The organism is Citromicrobium sp. JLT1363, assembly GCF_000186705.1.
Taxonomy (GTDB): Bacteria; Pseudomonadota; Alphaproteobacteria; order Sphingomonadales; family Sphingomonadaceae; genus Alteriqipengyuania.
This window is the reverse complement of the sequence record NZ_AEUE01000002.1, coordinates 73,424-90,935: the sequence shown is the minus strand read 5'-3', so window position 1 is coordinate 90,935 and position 17,512 is coordinate 73,424. Positions and strand designations below refer to the sequence as shown.

The window sequence follows — 17,512 nt, the reverse complement described above, 5'->3', positions numbered from 1 at the left end:
GCCCGGGGGTGGGCCGCAGCCTACCTATTCCAGATAGGTCTTGCGATACGCTCAAGAAAGGCCGCGTGGCGCATCAGTTCCGCCTCGTTCGCCGTGTGCGGGCGGGGCGGCCGCACCGGACGGTCGGCCGAAGGGTGGAGCGGGACGATCCTGTCGTCCCGAGCCGCCTCGCCGACATTATCCGCCACCGGCACCAGACCCATGGCGATCTGGCGGCCGCCCGTCAGCTCGATATAGACCTGCGCGAGCAATTCGGCGTCGAGAAGGGCGCCGTGAAACACGCGGTGGCTGCGATCGACGCCATAGCGCGTACACAGCGCGTCCAGCGAATGCTTGCCGCCGGGATGCTTGCGCCGGGCCAGCTCCAGCGTGTCGATCTTGCGCGACAGGCAGATCGCCTCGCGCGAGCATCGCTCCAGTTCGGCGTTGAGGAAGCCAAAATCGAACCCGGCATTATGTGCGACCAGCTTGTCGTCGCCCACGAATTCCAGAAATGCTTCGACTTCGTCGAAAAACAGCGGTTTTTCGGACAGGAACTGCGCGCTCAGGCCGTGAATGGCTTCGGCTTCGGCGGGCATATCCCGCTCGGGATTGTAATAGGCGTGGAAGGTCTTGCCCGTCGGCATGCGATCGATCAGCTCGACGCAGCCGATCTCGACCATGCGATGGCCCTGCCGGGGGTCGATGCCGGTGGTTTCGGTATCGAAAACGATTTCACGCATGAGAGGACTATCGCCCTCTCCAGCCCGCGTTGCAAGATCAGGAGCGGGACTGACTTTCAGTCATCAACCGTTCGACCAGAGCGGCAACTTCGGCCTCGGTCTCCGCGATCGGCACGCCGGTATGGACCACATAGTCCGCCCGCGCCCGCTTGTGATGGTCGGGTGTCTGCAGGTCGAGGATCTTTTCGAACTTGTGCGCCGTCATCGCGGGGCGCGCGAGCACTCGCTCGCGCTGAACGTGATGGGGGGCGGAGACCACGATCACCACATCGACCATGTCCTCGCCGCCCTTCTCGAACAGCAGCGGAATGTCGAACACGACCAGCGGAGCATCGGCATTGGCCGCAAGAAACTCCGCCCGTCGCTCGGCCACCGCGGGGTGCATGATCGCTTCGAGCCGGCCGAGCTCCTCCGGATTGCCGAACACATGCTTGCCGAGCGCGTCGCGGTCCACGCCCTCGGGCCCGGTCGATCCGGGAAAAGCCGCCTCGATTGCACCGAGCAGCGCGCCTCCGGGCCCTTGCATGCGCCGCACCTCGGCATCGGCATCGAACACGGGTACGCCCTGCGCTTCGAACATGGCAGCGACCGCCGATTTGCCCATCCCGATGGAGCCGGTGAGCCCGATGATCAGCGGGCGATTCATGACGTCAGCATCGCGCGCAGTTCATCATCGTGCTGGCGCGGCGGGCTGGCGCCGTAGAACCGGCGAAAGGCTTCGGCGGCCTGCCCGATCAGCATGGCCAGCCCGTCTACCGTTTCGTGCCCGGCGTCGCGCGCACCCTGCAGGAATGGCGTGTCGAGCGGATCGGTGACGATGTCGTAGGCGATCGCGCCGGGAGGGGCATGACTCCAGTCGAACTGGAGCGCGGGCTTGCCACGCATGCCGAGCGGGCTGGCATTGACCACCAGATCGAGCATGCCCTGACGGTCGTCGAAGGCGAAATCGGTCGCTCCCGCGAAGTGATCGAGAGAGACCACGTGATGCTGCTCGCTGCGAGCCAGCTGCGCGACGAGCGCGCTGGCCTGCTCGGTCCGCCTGGCGGCGATGACGAGCGTGAAATTGCGTTCGGCAAGCGCATGGGCGATTGCGCGCGCCGCGCCACCCGCACCAAGGATGCGCGCCATGCGAAACAGGTGGGCGCCCTGCAGTTCCTGCGTCAGCGGCTCGAGAAAACCCGCTGCGTCGGTATTGGTCCCAAGGAGGCGCCCGTCGGGTGACCGATAGATCGTGTTGACCGCGCCGATGGACGCGGCGGGCTCTTCGACCGAGTGAAGATGTGCCTGCACCGCCTGCTTGAGCGGCATGGTGACATTGCAGCCGCGCCAGTCAGGGTCGGCCTGGCGCTCGACAAGGTAGGCCCCGACTTCGTCCTGTGTGACGCGCGTAGCCCGGTACTCCGCCTCGATCCCCAGCTTGTCCAGCCAGAAACCATGGATTGCGGGCGACTTCGACTGCGCGATGGGATCGCCGATGACTTCCGCGTAAGGCCTGCTCATGCAGGGATGACGCCCTGCTCTCGCAGCGCGCCCAGCACTTGCAGCAGAGGCATGCCCAGGATCGTGAAATGGTCGCCGAAGATGCGATCGAACAGCTGCACGCCCATCGCCTCGATCCGGAAGACGCCAACCGTCTGCCCGACCTCGGGCCACTCGGCGGCGAGATAGGCCGCGATGAAATCCTCGCCCAGATCGCGCACGTGCAACGCTGCGGCATCTTCGCCCAGCCAGACGACACGGCCGCCGCTGGCAAGTGCCGCTGCGCTGTGCAGATGCATCACCTTGCCCGAGAAGAATCGCAGGTGATCGACCGCCTCGTCGCGGCTGGCGGGCTTGTCGAAACGTTTGCCGTCGACCACCACCAGGCTGTCTCCACCAAGCACGAGCCTGTCGGGATGGTCGGCCGAAACCGCGCTGGCCTTCGCCGCGGCAAGCGCCTGCGCGATCTCGGCCGGCGGGGCGTCTGCCATTTCCGCTTCCAGCGCGCGTTCGTCCACGTCCGCGCCGACGCAGTCGACCTCTACACCGGCAGCCTGCAGCATCGCGCGGCGAGAAGCGCTGTTCGAGGCGAGGATGAGGCTCATATCGGCTTCTCCTGCGGCTTGGCGCGCATCTTGTGATCGTTCATCAGCTTGATGATCGCCGCAGCCGTTTCCTCGATGGATCGGCGGGTCACGTCGATGACCGGCCAGTTATTGTCGGCGAACATGCGCCGTGCGAACCGGATTTCCTCTTCCACCCGCTCATGCTCGGCATAGCTGGTTTGCGATTCCTCGTTCAGCGTCAGCAGCCGGTTGCGGCGGATCTGCACCAGCCGCTCCGGCGCGGTGGTCAGCCCGACGACCAGCGGCCCGTTCAGTTCGAACAGAACCGGGGGCGGGGGGCTTTCCATGACCAGCGGGATATTGGCCGTCTTGTAGCCCCGGTTGGCGAGATAGATGCTTGTGGGTGTTTTCGAGGTGCGCGAAACTCCGGCGAGGACGATGTCGGCCTTGTGCCACTGTTCGCTGCCCACGCCGTCGTCATGCGCGATCGTGTAGTGAATGGCATCGACCCGCCGGAAATACGCGTCGTCCATACGGTGCTGGCGTCCGGGGCGCCCGTGCGCTTCCTGGCCAAACTGCGTTTCGAGCACCGCGGTCACTTCGCCCAGCGCATCCACCGCGGGCAGTGCAAGCTGGCGGCATTTCTCTTCCAGGGCCTTGCGCGTTTCTTCGTTCACCAGCGTGTAGAGAATCAGGCCCGGCATCTTTTCCAGTTCGGGAACGATGCGGTCCAGATGCTGGCGCGAGCGGACCATGGGCCAGAAATGGCGGACGACGTCCACGCCTTCGAACTGGGCAAGGGCTGCATTCGCGACCATCTGCAGCGTTTCGCCGGTCGAATCGGAAAAGAGATGCAGATGCGTGCGCGCCAAGGTGCGATCCGGGTTGTGGACAGATGCCGGGATAAACCACTTCACTGATGCAAGGACAAGTCCGGCACGCAGATCGTGAACATTGCGAGCCGGATTTGCGCAGGGAGTCTGCCCACAGATGGCGTGCTTATCGACACCCGACTCAGAAGGGGGATAAGTTCCGTTTGACGATGGATATTCGGCGAGTCGGATGGTGGAGGACGCGTCCGAGTTTTTCGCAGGCCATGTGCAGGACAGGGTTTTCACCCCTGTCCACAGGCCCAACTTCTATCATCCATCTATTACTAATATAATTTATTAGGTTAGTTAGAGACATGCCCGGCCCACTTCTCGATTGCCTGCGCGGTGCTCTGCCCGCGACCCCGCCCGTCTGGTTCATGCGCCAGGCGGGGCGTTACCTGCCCGAATACCGCGAGTTGCGCGCGGACAAGGGCGGGTTCCTCGATCTGGTGTACGACAGCGAGGCTGCGTGCGAGGTCACCCTTCAACCGATCCGGCGCTTCGGGTTCGATGGCGCGATCCTGTTCTCCGACATCCTGATCGTTCCGCATGCCATGGGCCAGCACCTCGAGTTTCTCGCAGGGGAGGGGCCGAAGCTTTCTCCCCCGCTGGTGGACGCCAGCCTCGGTGATCTGACGGCGGATACCACCCGCTTCGATCCGGTCTACGAAACGGTGCGGCGGTGCAGGGCGCAGCTGGTCGAAGATGTGACCATGCTGGGCTTTGCAGGCAGCCCGTGGACCGTGGCGACTTACATGATTGCGGGCGAAGGGAGCCGGGATCAGCACGACGCGCGGGCCATGGCCTACCGCGATCCCGATATGCTCGCCGCCATCCTCACCGCGGTGGGCGACCACACGATCTCCTATCTGCGCGGCCAGATCGATGCGGGGGCAGAGGCGGTGCAGCTGTTCGACAGCTGGGCGGGCAGCCTTGCCCCGGACGAGTTCGATCGCTGGGTCATCGCGCCCAATGCGGCGATCGTTGCAGCCTTGAAGGAATCGCATCCCGATACGCCGATCATCGGTTTCCCCAAGGGCGCGGGGGAGAAACTGCCGGTCTATGCTCGCCAGACCGGTGTGGACGCGGTCGGGGTGGACGAAACGGTAGACCCTGCCTGGGCTCACTCCGTCCTGCCCGAAGGCATGCCCGTTCAGGGCAATCTAGATCCGCTGTTGCTGCTGGCCGGATCGGACCGGCTGGAGCCGCGTATCCTGACGATTCTCGAAGCCTTCTCGGGGCGGCCGCATGTGTTCAATCTGGGCCACGGAATCGACCGGCGCACGCCCATCGCGCATGTCGAACGGGCGTTGGCGACGGTTCGTGATTGGCAGCGCGGGGCATAGGCGGTAGAGCGCTGAGCCATGCAGGAAACACTCGGTATGCTCTATTTCTGGCTCAAGGCGGGGCACATCATTTTCATGGTGTTCTGGATGGCCGGCCTGTTCATTCTGCCGCGCCAGCTGGTCTACATGCACGCCGCCGCGCCAGGATCGGACGAGGAAGCGCTGTGGGCCGGCCGCACGCGTCAGCTTGCCAATATCATTCTGACGCCCAGCATCGTCGTGACATGGGTTCTCGGCCTGCTGCTCTCGGTGACGGTGGGCGCGTGGGACGATGGATGGTTCCATGGCAAGCTGCTGCTCGTGCTGATCCTGAGCGGGTACCACGGGTACATGGTCGCGCTCTCGAAGAAGATGGCGAAGGGTGCGCGGCCGATGGCGGAAAAGCGCCTGCGCCTGGTGGGTGAGGTACCCGCGATCCTGCTGGCCCTGATCGTCGTGCTGGTGGTCGTGAAACCCTTCTGATCGATAGGGCGCGAGCGACATTTTGTGCGTGAAGCTCGATTGACCTGAGCGCGCGATAGACCTATTTCGATGCCCAACCCAGCCGGGCATCGCGGCTTTCATGCCGTGTCAGCAATCTTTCGCTTTCCCCAAGCACCTAGAAGATTCCGCGCAATTCGATGGGTTCGGCTCGTCATTTTTCGGACTGATTATCTATGCATCTCAAAGACTTAAAGAAGAAGGCGCCCGCCGACCTCGTAAGCATGGCGGAAGAGCTCGGGGTGGAAGCCGCGGGCACCATGCGCCGTCAGGACCTGATGTTCTGCATCCTGCGCGAACTCGCCGAGGATGAGGAATACGACGAACAGATCATGGGCATCGGCACCATCGAGGTGCTGCAGGATGGCTTCGGCTTCCTTCGCTCGCCCGAGGCCAACTACCTTGCCGGCCCGGACGACATCTATGTTTCGCCCAACCAGATCCGCAAATGGGCGCTGCGCACGGGTGATACCGTGGAGGGCGAAATCCGCGCTCCGCGTGAGGGCGAACGCTATTTCGCGCTGACCAAGCTGACGTCGGTAAACTTCGACGATCCCGAAGCCGTGCGGATGCGGACGAATTTCGACAATCTGACGCCGCTCTATCCGGAAGAAAAGCTGTCGCTCGACACGCTCGATCCGACGGTGAAGGACAAGAGCGCGCGGGTGATCGACATCATTTCGCCGCAGGGCAAGGGCCAGCGCGCGCTGATCGTGGCGCCGCCGCGTACGGGTAAGACCGTGCTGCTGCAGAATATCGCCAAGGCCATCACGGATAACCATCCGGAAGTCTTCCTGCTGGTCCTGCTGGTCGACGAGCGGCCGGAAGAAGTGACCGACATGCAGCGGTCGGTGAACGGCGAGGTTATTTCCTCGACCTTCGACGAACCCGCGCAGCGCCACGTGCAGGTGGCGGAAATGGTAATCGAGAAGGCCAAGCGTCTGGTCGAGCACAAGCGTGATGTCGTGATCCTGCTCGATTCGATCACGCGTCTGGGCCGGGCCTACAACACCGTCGTGCCCAGCTCGGGCAAGGTGCTGACGGGCGGTGTGGATGCCAATGCACTCCAGCGGCCCAAGCGCTTCTTCGGCGCTGCGCGTAACATCGAGGAGGGCGGTTCGCTCTCCATCATCGCCACTGCGCTGATCGATACGGGCAGCCGCATGGACGAGGTGATCTTCGAAGAGTTCAAGGGCACCGGCAACTCGGAAATCGTCCTCGATCGAAAGGTCGCGGACAAGCGCATCTTCCCCGCGCTCGACGTCGGCAAGTCCGGCACGCGCAAGGAAGAGCTGCTGGTCGAGAAGGACAAGCTCTCCAAGATGTGGGTGCTGCGCCGTATCCTCATGCAGATGGGCACCATCGATTCGATGGAGTTCCTCCTCGACAAGATGAAGGATTCGAAGACCAACGAAGACTTCTTCGACACCATGAACCAGTAGGATCATGCACCGCGCCGTGGTGACCGGGGCGCCGGGGTCGGGCAAGTCGACCCTGCTGGCCGAGGTGGCGCGGCGCGGAGTTGCTACGGGGGAGGAGGTCGCGCGGGCGATCCTCCAGGCCCCCGGTGGCATGGAGATGCGCGCGGAGCGGCCGACAGACTTCGCGCTCGCCATGCTCGAGGCGCAGTGTGCTTCGTGGGAGCGCGCAGGGGAGGGCGATGCGCCGATCCTGTTCGATCGCGGTTTTGCCGATATCGTCGGTTTCCTGAGGCTGGAAGGGCTGCCCGTTCCGCCTGCGATCAACGCCGTGTGCCGCAAGTATCGATACGAGGGGCCGGTCTTCCACGCGCCGCCCTGGCGCGAGATTTACCGCCAGGACGACGAGCGGATTCAGACCTGGGAGGAGGCGGTCGAAAGCGATGCGGCGGTGCTCCGCGCATGGCGCGACTATGGCTATAGCCCGATCACGCTGCCCTTTGCCGATCCCGCGACCCGCGCAGCCTTTGTGATTGAGAGGCTATGAAGCGGATGTCTTTTCCAGCTGCGCGGCCATCATTTCCCAAACCTTGTTCACTGCCTTGATCGGGCGGATCATCACCTTGAAGTCCTCGATCTTCCCGTCTTCGTCGAATCGGATGATATCGACGCCGTTCACGTGGATATCATCGAGGATGCAGGTGAATTCGAGCATCGCATCGCGCCCGTCGACGATCTCGCGGACATAGCGGAATTGACCCTGGCCCAGCGTGGCGGCGGCTGCGCTCAGATAGGCAACCACCAGCTTGCGGCCCTCCTGTGGTGTATGCACGACGGGAGAGTGGAAGACCGCATCCTCTGCCACGAGCCCTGCGAGTCTTTCCGGATCTGGGGCGGTGGCAAGGGTGTGCCACTGGGCGAGGCCCCGGGCGGTCGCGTTCATCCGAGATGCTCGGCGAAGAATTCGCTCGTGCGCTTGTCGGCAAGCTGTGCGCATTCTTCGTTCCGGCGCTTGCCGAACTGCGTAGCGAAGCCGTGGTCCATGCCTTCATAATCGTACAGCGTCACCTTCGGGTGATCGTCCAGCCCTTCGTGCATCGCCTTTTGCGTTTCCTTGTCCACGAAGCCGTCTTCGGTCGGGATATGGAGCATGAGCGGATTTGCAATGGCGTCCTTTTCGCGCAGCAGGTTGTCGATACCCACCGCGTAATACCCGACCGAGGCATCCGAATCGGTCCGGGCCGCGGTCATGTAGGCCAGGCGCCCGCCGAGGCAGTAGCCGACAGCACCGACCTTCTTGCCGCTATCCTCGCGCGCCCATTTGATCGTCGCTTCGATATCCCTGACGCCCGCGTCCTGATCGAACTTGCCCATCAGATCGAGGGCCTTCTGGAATTCCGGTTCGATATCGGGATCGAGCTCGATACCCTCGCCAAGCTGCCAGAAGAGGTCCGGAGCAACTGCCAGATAACCGTCTTCGGCCAGCAGATCGCATTTGCGGCGAATGCCTGCGTTCACGCCGAAGATTTCCTGGATGACGACGATGGCCGCACGCGGCGTGCCTTCGGGCCGCGCGACATAGGCCATGAAGTCCTTGTTGCCGTCGAGGGTGGTAATCCGTGTCGTTTCGCTCATCGATGTGCTCCCGTCTTTCGTCGATAGCCGTGCTTGCGCGGACCGGAAGGGCCGCCCAAATACCTGTCTGGAGAGGTAACGGAGAAATCTCAATGAAGGTCCACGTGGAAATCGATTGTACGCCGGAAGAGGCGCGGGCCTTCATGGGTCTGCCCGATCTGAGCAAGGCGCAGGCAGCCTATTCCGAAGGGATGGAGCGCGCCATGCGCGGCGTTTCCAACCCGGATCAGCTGCAGGAACTGGCGCGGACAATGGCCCCCATGGGGCAGGCGGGCCTGAAGATGTTCCAGGCGTTCATGGATGCGAACGCGGGCGGCTCCGCGCGCGGAAAGGGCTCCTCGGGCAGCGAGAAGACATCTGGCGACTGACACTCCGGACACCATTTTCGCGCTGTCCTCCGGTACGCCGCCCTGCGGTGTGGCGATTATCCGAATATCGGGTGCAGGGTCGGGCAGGGCGCTCAACGTACTGGCTGGCAGGCTTCCCAATCCCCGTCAGGCCAGCCTGCGGCAGATACGCGATCCGCACGCTGGCTGGCTGGACGAGGCGCTGGTCCTCTGGTTCCCCGGCCCCAACAGTGCGACGGGCGAGGATTGCGCCGAAATTCACTGCCATGGCGGGCGGGCCGTGATCCGTGCGATCGAAAGTTCCCTCTCGAGCCTCGGCTTGCGGCAAGCCGAGCCAGGGGAGTTTACGCGGCGTGCCTTCCTCAACGGGCGGATGGACCTGCTCGAGGCGGAAGCCTTGGGCGACATGCTGTCGGCCGAAACCGAATTGCAGCGTGCGGTCCTGGCCAGTTCGGCCAAGGGTCATGCATCGGCAGAGGTTGCGTATTGGCGCGAAGCCGTCCTGTCCGCATCCGCCGCGGTCGAACAGGAACTGGATTTTTCGGACGACGACCAGGACGGTATCGCGCCCACACCTGGGTGGCGTTCGGAAGCGAAGCGCGTCGCTGACGAGATGGCTGCGTGGCTGGCGGTCCCTCCGGCAGAGAGATTGCGGGAAGGGCTGCGCGTTGTGCTTGCGGGCCCCCCCAATTCGGGCAAGTCGAGCCTCTTCAACGCCATTCTTGATGAGGCAGCGGCCATCGTATCTCCGATTGCGGGGACGACCCGCGATGCGATCGAGCGCCCGGTTGCGATCGGGGGTGTTCCCTTCCTGTTGGTCGATACCGCCGGATTGCGTGATGAAGGTGCGGACGAGATCGAGCGGATTGGCATCTCTCGCGCTGGCCAGGAGCTCGCGCGCGCGGATGTGGTGCTCTGGCTGGGGCCGGAGGGTGAGGGTCCGACAGGCGCGATCGAGGTGGCGAGCATGATCGACGTTCCTGCGTGGCAAGCCAAGGGCGAGGGGTCGCTTGCGGTTTCGGCTGTCACGGGCGAGGGCCTTCCCCGACTGATGGGTCGGCTTTCGGAGGTGGGACGGGACAGATTGCCCAAACCGGGGCAGGTCGCGGTTTCCCGGCGTCAGAAGGAGAGGCTGCAAACCGCGCAGCTGCAGCTGCTCGAAGCGGCGCAGGTTGAGGATCTGCTGATTGCAGGGGAGGCGCTTCGCCAGGCACGCCACGCTCTGGATGCAATGCTCGGCACGGTGGGCACGGAGGATATGCTGGACTCGCTGTTCGGCCGTTTTTGCATAGGCAAGTAATTCAGCCCGGGATGTTTCACGTGGAACATCTCGCCCCCTAGCGAGAGGGCTCGTGTGCTCTTATAGGGGTGCCATGCGGCACTTTCCGATAATAGTCATCGGCGGCGGGCATGCCGGCGTCGAGGCGGCCTGTGTCGCCGCGCGCATGGACCTGCATGTGGCACTGGTCACCATGGACGCCACCAAGATTGGGGCGATGAGCTGCAACCCGGCGATCGGCGGTTTGGGCAAGGGGCACCTCGTGCGCGAGGTCGATGCATTCGATGGCCTGCTCGGCATTGCAGCGGATGCGGGCGCGATCCATTACCGAATGCTCAATCGCTCCAAGGGAAGCGCGGTCTGGGGTCCGAGAGTTCAGGCAGATCGACGTTTGTTCGGCGCAGCCGTGCGCGAGCGCGTAGCGAGTGAACCCACTCTCGAGGTTATCGAAGGCGAGGTTGCGGGCCTTCGGATCGAGGGGGGCAAGGTTCGCGGAGTCTCGCTCGCAGATGGCATGCAGCTGGCGTGCGATGCTGCGGTGTTGTGCACCGGGACGTTTCTTGGCGGCGTGCTTTTTCGCGGAGAGGAACGCTTCGAAGGGGGCCGTATTGCAGAGGGCGCCGCTGCGACACTGGCTGGGCAATTGCGGGATGCTTCGCTGCCGCTGGCGCGCTTGAAGACGGGCACCCCGCCTCGGTTGGATGGGCGGACGATCGATTGGGCCCGGCTGGCGGTCCAGCCATCGGACCCTGACGAGTGGACCATGTCGCCCCTGTCAACGGAACGCGTCAACCCGCAGGTGTTTTGCGCGATGACGCGCACCAATGGTCGCGTTCACGAGATCATCCGCGCCAACCTTTCCCGTTCGCCACTCTATTCGGGCGCTATCGATGCGCAGGGCCCCAGATATTGCCCGTCGATCGAGGACAAGATCGATCGTTTCGGCGACCGTGACGGACACCAGATATTTCTTGAGCCCGAGGGGCTCGACACGCCGCTCGTCTATCCCAACGGGATCAGCACCTCGCTGCCCGTGGATGTGCAGGAGGCTTTCCTGCGGGCCATCGAGGGGCTTGAGCAGGTCCGGGTGGCGGAGCCGGGCTATGCCGTCGAATACGACCACGTAGATCCGCGTTCCTTGGACCGTTCGCTGCAAATGAAGGACCTCGAAGGCCTCTATTGCGCGGGACAGATAAACGGGACGACAGGTTATGAAGAGGCTGCGGCGCAGGGCCTTGTCGCCGGCCTCCATGCCGCGTGCCGTATTGCCGGGCGGGATGAGCCAGGCCTGGATCGGGCGAATAGCTACATGGCTGTTATGGTCGACGATCTCACCCTGCACGGTGTCAGCGAACCCTATCGCATGTTGACGGCTCGGGCGGAGTACCGGCTCCGGTTGCGCGCCAACAATGCTCCCTCCCGGCTCACGCCGCTGGCAATCCAGGCGGGATGCGTGTCCGAAGGACGGCGACGTCGGTTCGAGGCGCGTGAAGAGGCACGTGAAGCGCTGCAGCTGGCCCTGGGCCGGGAGCGCTCTCCTTCCGAAATGCGGATGTTGGGCTTTGCCGCAACGGACGATGCGGGCCGCCAACCGCTCGGGGATTGGACCCGATATCCCGGCATCGATTTGCCGCGCCTGGCCGAGGCCGGTCTTGTTCCACGTGAAACGGAGCATGGCTTGCATTCGGAGGTAGCCGAGGACCTGCACTATGCCCCATACGTCGCGCGGCACGAGGCGGAGCTGAAGGAACTGCGTGCAAACGAGAAGATCGCTTTGAAGCCTGATTTTCCCTTTCAAGAAGTGCCCGGCCTCTCGAACGAGATGGTGGAACGCTTGTCCCGCACCCGGCCCCAGAGCTTGGCTCAGGCGGGCCGGGTACCGGGCATAACGCCTGCGGCGCTTGCCGCGCTGCTCGTCCATGCCCGGAAACATGTGGCGGCGGCATGATCGATAGCGAAGACGCGGCACGCGCCTATGTTGCGGAACGGTGTTCGCCAGAGGCCTTGGCCAAGATGGAGCGCTTCGGAGAAGCGCTGCTTGCTGAATCGAAGAACCAGAACCTGATCGCACGCTCGACAGTCGAAACCCTCTGGCAGCGCCACTTCGCGGATAGCGCGCAGTTGCTCGATTGTGTTCCACGTGAAACACCGGGGCCCTGGCTGGACCTGGGGACCGGCGCCGGTCTCCCGGGCGTGGTGACGGCGATCATGCGGCCCGACCTCCCGCATTTTCTCGTCGAATCGCGCAAGCGACGGGTCGAGTGGCTTGAATCCATCATTGCCAGCCTTGGCTTGAATAATTGTCGTGTTCTGGGTGCGCGCTTGCAGGCGATCGACACCTTCGACGCGTCGGTGATTAGCGCACGTGCTTTCGCTCCCCTGGGCGAACTACTCAGATTGTCCGCCCGCTTTTCCACTGCCGACACGACATGGGTCTTGCCCAAGGGGCGGTCGGCAGCGCAGGAAAGGGACGAGCTTGATTCTCCGCTGCGCAGCATGTTTCACGTGAAACAATCGGTCACTAGCCGGGACGCTGCCATCCTCGTCGGCGCGGGCCGACCCAAAGTCGGGAGCCGCAGATGATTTGCATTGCGATCGCCAATCAGAAGGGCGGGGTCGGCAAGACGACCACCGCGATCAACATCGCAACCGCCATCGCGGCGACGGGCTGGCGCACATTGCTGGTGGACATGGACCCGCAGGGCAACGCCTCCACGGGTCTGGGTATTCCCAGTCACGACCGCGACTATTCCGTCTATGACATGCTGATGGACGAGGCCACCGCCGCCCAGTGCGCGCAGGCGACGCGGATCCCGAAGCTCGACGTGATCCCGGCCACGCAAGACCTCAGCGGCGCCGAGGTCGAGCTGGTGGGGGAAAGCGACCGGGTGGACCGCCTCAAGAACGCGCTCGCTAACGCCGAGGGATATGATGTCTGCTTCATCGACTGCCCGCCTTCGCTCGGCCTGCTGACGCTGAACGCCCTGAGTGCCGCGGACTCACTTCTCGTACCGCTGCAATGCGAATTCTTTGCGCTCGAGGGTCTCAGCCAGCTCCTGCAGACGGTGGAGCGCGTTCAGCAGGGCATCAATCCCTCGCTCAAGATTATCGGGGTTACGCTGACCATGTTCGATCGTCGCAACCGGCTGACCGACCAGGTGGCTGAAGACGTGCGCGAATGTCTGGGCGGTCTGGTGTTCGATACGGTCATTCCGCGCAACGTCCGCCTGTCGGAGGCGCCGAGCCATGGCTTGCCTGCCCTCATTTACGATCATTCGTGTGCGGGAAGCCGCGCCTACATGTCGCTGGCGAGAGAATTGCTCGGTCGCCTGCCCCCGGAAAGGAAAGCAGCATGAGCACCAAGCCTGTGCCAGCCGAAGCAACGCCCGATCGCAGCAAGCGCAAGCTGGGCCGGGGGTTGGGGGCCCTGCTGGGCGAGACCCAGCGCGAGGAATCGATCGCCCCCTCAGAAGGTGGCACGACTCTGGGCACGGGAACCGGCGGAGCCAATGAGCCCGGCCCTTCGACGGCCAGCGGGCTAGCCTCGATTCCGGTTGCCCGGATCGAACCCCTGCCCGGTCAGCCGCGCAAGATCTTCGAAGAAGACGCGCTGGAGGAACTCGCCAAATCCATTGCGCGCCGCGGGGTGATCCAGCCCATCATCGTGCGTCCGCTCGAGCGCAAGGGGCGGTATCAGCTGGTCGCCGGCGAACGCCGCTGGCGGGCTGCGCAGCGCGCGAATCTGCACGAAATTCCTGCAATCGTCCGCGATCTCGACCGTCGTGAGGTGATGGCCATTGCGCTGATCGAGAATATCCAGCGCGAAGATCTCAATCCCATAGAGGAAGCCCGCGCCTACCAGCATCTCTCCGAAGAGGAGGAGATGAGCCAGGCGGACATTGCCGAGCTGGTCGACAAATCGCGGAGCCATGTTGCAAACCTTCAGAGGCTGCTCGCCTTGCCGGAGCCGGTCATTCAGCTGGTCGAGCTGGGCAAACTCAGCATGGGCCATGCTCGCGCCCTGATCGGGCACGACCGGGCCGAAGAGCTTGCCCAGGAGGCGGTGTCGAAGAACCTGTCGGTCCGTGAGGTTGAAAAGAAGGTCCGCGCGAAGCCGGCCGGGAAGAAATCCGCTGCCGCAGGTGGAAACGGCGCTCCGCAACAGACGAATGCCGATATCGAGGCAGTCGAGCGTCACCTCGAGGAATTTCTCGGCATGTCGCTTTCGATCAAGCCGGATGCGGACCCGCGTTCGGGCGCGATCACCATCCGCTACAAAACTCTCGACCAGCTCGATCTGCTCTGTCAGCGGCTCACCGGCGGCGAAATCTGACCGCTCGCATGCGGAGGCGGGCGATGTGGCGCCCGTGCAGCCTCACTCGGCACTAGCGCTGCTTGACGTACTTGATCCGCTTGTCCGGTCGCGGCTGCCGCTCGCGTTCGATCACCCGTTCGCGTACGATCTCCCGCTCTTCGACCTCGTAGTATTCTTCGACGATTTCTTCCCGTATAACAGGAACATAGAGTTCGCCGCGATCCTCGATGACGACCACGACGCCACCTGACTGGGTGGTCACGTAGCCGCCACCGCCACCCGCCGCGTAGCCGTAACCGGCCCCGTAGCCGCCCCCCTGGCGATAGCCGTAATACTGCACGGGCGCCGAGCGGTAGCCATAGCCGTAATCGTCTCGGTAATATCCGCCTTCGCGATAGGCGTAGTCGTCGGCATATCCGCCGTCACCATACCCGTATCCGTAGTCGGCCTGATCGGAGTAAACCCGGCGGTATTCGGTCAGCCAGCCATCACAGTCGAGCCGCTCGTCATCGCCGCCACGCGCGATCAGCGAACCGATTACCGCGCCCGCGATGCCGCCAATTCCGCCACCGATCAGCGTTCCGGTCAGGCGCGAGCCGTCCTCCGCCAATTCGTTTCCGAGCACCGCACCGCCTGCGCCGCCAATCAACCCGCCGATCACCGCACCATCGCGGCCTCTCCGCCGCCGCTCGTCGAAATAGGCATGGCAGTCGCGCATCCAGTCGGTCCGATCATAGCCGGATGGCAACGCGGGCAGGGTGCGGTAATATGCAATTGGGGCTGCCTGGGGCGCCGAATAGGTGGGCTGCTCGGGCGCGGCGTAATATTGCGCAGAAGCGGGCGCCGCGATGCCTGCAAGCGCCAGAGAGCCGGCAATGATGATCGATCGCATGACAGGCGCACCTTTCTCGCAGGGGCCTCGAAATGCGGCCCCTCATAAAGTCTTAAGAAAGGGTTACCGCATTCGCTCCCTGCGCGATTGGCCGCAGAAATCGCCTGTCCCGCACTGGGGCAGATCGCGCAGATCAGATCCGATCTGCGATCCGTTCGGCGAGCGCCTCAATCCCTCGTGAATCGCTTTCGCGGAAGCGCGCCTTGTGCGGACTGTCCAGGTCGATCACCGCGATCACCTGCCCATCGCGCATCACCGGCACGACCAGTTCGGAAGCGCTGGCGCCATCGCATGCAATATGGCCGGGGAAGGCGTGCACATCCTCGATCCGCTGGGTTTCCCCGCTGGCGGCCGCCGTACCGCATACGCCCTGACCAAATGGGATACGGATGCAGGCGGGGCGGCCCACGAAGGGGCCCAGCACCAGTTCGTCGCCCATGACCCGGTAGAATCCCGCCCAGTTCAGATCGGGCACGAAGCTCCAGATCAGTGCGGCGAGGTTCGCCATGTTCGCCACAGCGTCGGATTCGCCGTCGGTCAGTGCGTCCGCCGCATTGGCGAGTTCGCGGTAGCGTTCCTCATCCGGAGTGTCGGCGGGAAGGGAGAAATCGAACATCGGCGGTGAGCTCCTGATTGCGGCGTTTCGGTTTGGCGATTGCCGCGGGGGTGGTGGCGGCCTATTTCGGGTGCATGAAGATTCTTCGCAATATCGGCATCGCGCTTCTCGTCATCATCGTGCTGGCCGCGATCGCCATCGCCCTGCTGCTGCGCGGCAGCCCCGCCGAACTGACCGTGGACGAGGTTTCCGGCACGGATCCGACGCTGGTCGAGCCGGAAAGCGAATGGTTTCCGACGATCAACGTGGCGGAACCTGTCGGCTGGGACGAAGGCGAGGTACCCGAAGCGGCAGAAGGCCTGCAGGTGACGCGTTTTGCGGAAGGCCTCGACCATCCGCGCATCCTGTACCGCCTGCCCAATGGCGATATCCTCGTGACGCTGACCAACAGCCCGCCGCGCGATGTCGGCGGGATAGAGGGCTTCATCATGAAGACCCTGATGGGCCGCGCCGGAGCCGGAGAGCCTTCGCCCGACAAGCTGGTTCTTCTGCGTGACACCGATGGCGACGGCGATGCCGATATCAAGCGGGTCTTGCGCGAAGACGGGCTCGATTCGCCCTCCGGCATGGCCTATCGCGATGGCACGCTCTACATCGCCAACCACGACGCGCTGCTCGCTTTCGACTACGAGCTGGGATCGCCCACGCTGGAGGGCGAACCGCGCAAGTTGATGGACCTTCCCGCCGCTGGAAATCACTGGATGCGAAACATCATCCTCTCGCCCGACGGCGGGCGGATCTATGTCGCAGTGGGTTCGGCAAGCAATATCGCCGAAAACGGCATGGAAGCCGAAGATGGCCGAGCGATGATCTGGGAATATACGCTCGAAGATGGCTCGCAGCGCCCCTACGCCACAGGCCTGCGCAACCCCAATGGTCTTGACTGGAATCCCCTGTCGGACGAGCTGTGGACCACCGTGAACGAGCGCGACATGCTCGGCGGCGATCTCGTCCCCGACTACCTGACCAACGTACCGATCGGCGCGAATTACGGTTGGCCGTGGCTCTACTACAAGAACACGCGCGACCGCCGTGTCGAAGCGCCGATGCCCAACTTCCTCACCGAATATGCGCGCTACCCCGAATATGCCCTGGGGCCCCACGTCGCGGCTCTCGGCCTCGCATTCGCTGAGGAAGGGCACCGCCTGGGCGACAAGTTTGCCCGTGGCGCCTTCGTCGCGCGCCACGGCTCCTGGAACCGCAAGCCGCCCTCGGGCTACGACGTCGTGTTCATCCGCTTCGACGAGCGGGGGAATCCGCTCGGCAAGCCGGTCAGCGTGCTGGGCAGTTTTCTCAATGGTGATGGCGAGACGCGCGGCCGCCCGACCTGGGTCGAATTCACCGAAGACGGCGGTCTGCTGGTCAGCGACGATACGGCCGGGATCATCTGGCACGTGATCGCGCCGGGAGCGAAGCCCGCCCCTGCGCTCGAGCGGATCGAGGGAGACCGGCTGCAACCGCAGACCGAGTTGAAGGGCGACCCGCGTGAGGCCTTCACCGACGAATTTGCCCGCGAATTCAACCCGATGGGCAACTGACGGGCTG

20 protein-coding genes are annotated in these 17,512 nt (G+C 63.9%); 11 read left to right on the top strand and 9 right to left on the bottom strand.

Features of this window, described 5'->3' with window-relative positions:
* Positions 1-20: 20 nt before the first annotated feature.
* Genes dnaQ through ADAD_RS0102810 form a run of 5 tightly spaced genes read right to left on the bottom strand, consistent with a single transcriptional unit; the run spans position 21 to position 3,639 of the window.
* Positions 21-722, bottom strand: coding sequence for a DNA polymerase III subunit epsilon (gene dnaQ, locus ADAD_RS0102830; RefSeq protein ID WP_010409050.1), 702 nt, complete (start codon positions 720-722; stop codon positions 21-23).
* Between the two features lie 37 nt (positions 723-759).
* A complete protein-coding gene (gene coaE / locus ADAD_RS0102825) occupies positions 760-1,368 on the bottom strand; it encodes a dephospho-CoA kinase (RefSeq protein WP_010409047.1) in 609 nt (202 codons plus the stop codon).
* Positions 1,365-2,222 (bottom strand): shikimate dehydrogenase family protein, encoded by an 858-nt coding sequence (locus ADAD_RS0102820; RefSeq protein WP_010409044.1) that lies wholly within the window; start codon positions 2,220-2,222, stop codon positions 1,365-1,367. The genes coaE and ADAD_RS0102820 overlap by 4 nt, the downstream gene beginning before the upstream one ends.
* Positions 2,219-2,806: a Maf family protein gene (locus tag ADAD_RS0102815; RefSeq protein ID WP_010409041.1), complete on the bottom strand. Its 588-nt coding sequence runs from the start codon at positions 2,804-2,806 to the stop codon at positions 2,219-2,221. Before ADAD_RS0102815 ends, ADAD_RS0102820 begins: the two co-directional genes overlap by 4 nt.
* Positions 2,803-3,639 carry a pyruvate, water dikinase regulatory protein gene (locus ADAD_RS0102810; RefSeq protein WP_029139858.1) on the bottom strand — a complete coding sequence of 279 codons (837 nt, stop codon included), beginning with the start codon at positions 3,637-3,639 and terminating at the stop codon, positions 2,803-2,805. Before ADAD_RS0102810 ends, ADAD_RS0102815 begins: the two co-directional genes overlap by 4 nt.
* 314 nt (positions 3,640-3,953) lie before the next feature.
* On the opposite strand from ADAD_RS0102810, the gene hemE reads away from it, so the two are divergent.
* The 4 genes from hemE (at position 3,954) to ADAD_RS0102790 (ending at position 7,430) form a co-directional block, all read left to right on the top strand.
* Positions 3,954-4,985 (top strand): uroporphyrinogen decarboxylase, encoded by a 1,032-nt coding sequence (gene hemE, locus ADAD_RS0102805; RefSeq protein WP_010409035.1) that lies wholly within the window; start codon positions 3,954-3,956, stop codon positions 4,983-4,985.
* Positions 4,986-5,003: 18 nt separating this feature from the next.
* The gene (locus ADAD_RS0102800; protein ID WP_010409031.1) at positions 5,004-5,447 is read left to right on the top strand and encodes a CopD family protein; all 444 of its coding nucleotides are present in this window, start codon (positions 5,004-5,006) and stop codon (positions 5,445-5,447) included.
* A gap of 194 nt (positions 5,448-5,641) precedes the next feature.
* Positions 5,642-6,907, top strand: coding sequence for a transcription termination factor Rho (gene rho / locus ADAD_RS0102795; protein ID WP_010409028.1), 1,266 nt, complete (start codon positions 5,642-5,644; stop codon positions 6,905-6,907).
* 4 nt (positions 6,908-6,911) lie between these two features.
* Positions 6,912-7,430 (top strand): AAA family ATPase, encoded by a 519-nt coding sequence (locus tag ADAD_RS0102790; protein WP_010409025.1) that lies wholly within the window; start codon positions 6,912-6,914, stop codon positions 7,428-7,430.
* Here the strand turns inward: ADAD_RS0102790 and ADAD_RS0102785 are convergent.
* Together ADAD_RS0102785 and ADAD_RS0102780 are read right to left on the bottom strand one after the other, a co-directional pair.
* Positions 7,425-7,826: a nuclear transport factor 2 family protein gene (locus tag ADAD_RS0102785; protein WP_010409022.1), complete on the bottom strand. Its 402-nt coding sequence runs from the start codon at positions 7,824-7,826 to the stop codon at positions 7,425-7,427. The two genes, ADAD_RS0102790 and ADAD_RS0102785, sit on opposite strands and share 6 nt — an antisense overlap.
* On the bottom strand, positions 7,823-8,518 hold the full coding sequence (locus tag ADAD_RS0102780; protein ID WP_010409019.1) for a dienelactone hydrolase family protein: 696 nt from the start codon (positions 8,516-8,518) through the stop codon (positions 7,823-7,825). Before ADAD_RS0102780 ends, ADAD_RS0102785 begins: the two co-directional genes overlap by 4 nt.
* A 92-nt stretch (positions 8,519-8,610) precedes the next feature.
* Between ADAD_RS0102780 and ADAD_RS0102775 the strand changes: the two genes are divergently transcribed.
* From ADAD_RS0102775 to ADAD_RS0102750, 6 genes are all read left to right on the top strand, one after another.
* A complete protein-coding gene (locus tag ADAD_RS0102775; RefSeq protein WP_010409014.1) occupies positions 8,611-8,886 on the top strand; it encodes a DUF6489 family protein in 276 nt (91 codons plus the stop codon).
* Positions 8,876-10,165 (top strand): tRNA uridine-5-carboxymethylaminomethyl(34) synthesis GTPase MnmE, encoded by a 1,290-nt coding sequence (gene mnmE, locus ADAD_RS0102770; protein ID WP_033193163.1) that lies wholly within the window; start codon positions 8,876-8,878, stop codon positions 10,163-10,165. Before ADAD_RS0102775 ends, mnmE begins: the two co-directional genes overlap by 11 nt.
* A 73-nt stretch (positions 10,166-10,238) precedes the next feature.
* Positions 10,239-12,092 (top strand): tRNA uridine-5-carboxymethylaminomethyl(34) synthesis enzyme MnmG, encoded by a 1,854-nt coding sequence (mnmG, locus tag ADAD_RS0102765; protein ID WP_010409009.1) that lies wholly within the window; start codon positions 10,239-10,241, stop codon positions 12,090-12,092.
* Positions 12,089-12,727, top strand: coding sequence for a 16S rRNA (guanine(527)-N(7))-methyltransferase RsmG (rsmG, locus tag ADAD_RS0102760; protein ID WP_010409006.1), 639 nt, complete (start codon positions 12,089-12,091; stop codon positions 12,725-12,727). Before mnmG ends, rsmG begins: the two co-directional genes overlap by 4 nt.
* Positions 12,724-13,500, top strand: a complete 777-nt coding sequence (locus tag ADAD_RS0102755) for a ParA family protein (RefSeq protein ID WP_010409004.1) — start codon at positions 12,724-12,726, stop codon at positions 13,498-13,500. The genes rsmG and ADAD_RS0102755 overlap by 4 nt, the downstream gene beginning before the upstream one ends.
* Complete coding sequence (locus ADAD_RS0102750) at positions 13,497-14,477, top strand: ParB/RepB/Spo0J family partition protein (protein WP_010409003.1); 981 nt, start codon at positions 13,497-13,499, stop codon at positions 14,475-14,477. Before ADAD_RS0102755 ends, ADAD_RS0102750 begins: the two co-directional genes overlap by 4 nt.
* Before the next feature lie 52 nt (positions 14,478-14,529).
* On the opposite strand, the gene ADAD_RS17055 is transcribed toward ADAD_RS0102750, so the two are convergent.
* Both ADAD_RS17055 and ADAD_RS0102740 read right to left on the bottom strand, forming a co-directional pair.
* Positions 14,530-15,351, bottom strand: a complete 822-nt coding sequence (locus ADAD_RS17055; RefSeq protein ID WP_010409001.1) for a hypothetical protein — start codon at positions 15,349-15,351, stop codon at positions 14,530-14,532.
* Between the two features lie 133 nt (positions 15,352-15,484).
* The gene (locus tag ADAD_RS0102740; protein ID WP_010408998.1) at positions 15,485-15,967 is read right to left on the bottom strand and encodes a GAF domain-containing protein; all 483 of its coding nucleotides are present in this window, start codon (positions 15,965-15,967) and stop codon (positions 15,485-15,487) included.
* Positions 15,968-16,041: 74 nt separating this feature from the next.
* Here ADAD_RS0102740 and ADAD_RS0102735 point away from each other — a divergent pair, with 74 nt between their 5' ends.
* The gene (locus ADAD_RS0102735) at positions 16,042-17,505 is read left to right on the top strand and encodes a PQQ-dependent sugar dehydrogenase (protein ID WP_029139855.1); all 1,464 of its coding nucleotides are present in this window, start codon (positions 16,042-16,044) and stop codon (positions 17,503-17,505) included.
* Positions 17,506-17,512 lie beyond the last annotated feature (7 nt).

Bases quoted from the DNA above. Each gene is read 5' to 3' on its own strand.
- dnaQ (WP_010409050.1), bottom strand. From the start codon at position 722: ATGCGTGAAATCGTTTTCGATACCGAAACCACCGGCATCGACCCCCGG.
- coaE (WP_010409047.1), bottom strand. From the start codon at position 1,368: ATGAATCGCCCGCTGATCATCGGGCTCACCGGCTCCATCGGGATGGGC.
- ADAD_RS0102820 (WP_010409044.1), bottom strand. From the start codon at position 2,222: ATGAGCAGGCCTTACGCGGAAGTCATCGGCGATCCCATCGCGCAGTCG.
- ADAD_RS0102815 (WP_010409041.1), bottom strand. From the start codon at position 2,806: ATGAGCCTCATCCTCGCCTCGAACAGCGCTTCTCGCCGCGCGATGCTG.
- hemE (WP_010409035.1), top strand. From the start codon at position 3,954: ATGCCCGGCCCACTTCTCGATTGCCTGCGCGGTGCTCTGCCCGCGACC.
- ADAD_RS0102800 (WP_010409031.1), top strand. From the start codon at position 5,004: ATGCAGGAAACACTCGGTATGCTCTATTTCTGGCTCAAGGCGGGGCAC.
- rho (WP_010409028.1), top strand. From the start codon at position 5,642: ATGCATCTCAAAGACTTAAAGAAGAAGGCGCCCGCCGACCTCGTAAGC.
- ADAD_RS0102790 (WP_010409025.1), top strand. From the start codon at position 6,912: ATGCACCGCGCCGTGGTGACCGGGGCGCCGGGGTCGGGCAAGTCGACC.
- ADAD_RS0102785 (WP_010409022.1), bottom strand. From the start codon at position 7,826: ATGAACGCGACCGCCCGGGGCCTCGCCCAGTGGCACACCCTTGCCACC.
- ADAD_RS0102780 (WP_010409019.1), bottom strand. From the start codon at position 8,518: ATGAGCGAAACGACACGGATTACCACCCTCGACGGCAACAAGGACTTC.
- ADAD_RS0102775 (WP_010409014.1), top strand. From the start codon at position 8,611: ATGAAGGTCCACGTGGAAATCGATTGTACGCCGGAAGAGGCGCGGGCC.
- mnmG (WP_010409009.1), top strand. From the start codon at position 10,239: ATGCGGCACTTTCCGATAATAGTCATCGGCGGCGGGCATGCCGGCGTC.
- rsmG (WP_010409006.1), top strand. From the start codon at position 12,089: ATGATCGATAGCGAAGACGCGGCACGCGCCTATGTTGCGGAACGGTGT.
- ADAD_RS0102755 (WP_010409004.1), top strand. From the start codon at position 12,724: ATGATTTGCATTGCGATCGCCAATCAGAAGGGCGGGGTCGGCAAGACG.
- ADAD_RS0102750 (WP_010409003.1), top strand. From the start codon at position 13,497: ATGAGCACCAAGCCTGTGCCAGCCGAAGCAACGCCCGATCGCAGCAAG.
- ADAD_RS17055 (WP_010409001.1), bottom strand. From the start codon at position 15,351: ATGCGATCGATCATCATTGCCGGCTCTCTGGCGCTTGCAGGCATCGCG.
- ADAD_RS0102740 (WP_010408998.1), bottom strand. From the start codon at position 15,967: ATGTTCGATTTCTCCCTTCCCGCCGACACTCCGGATGAGGAACGCTAC.
- ADAD_RS0102735 (WP_029139855.1), top strand. From the start codon at position 16,042: ATGAAGATTCTTCGCAATATCGGCATCGCGCTTCTCGTCATCATCGTG.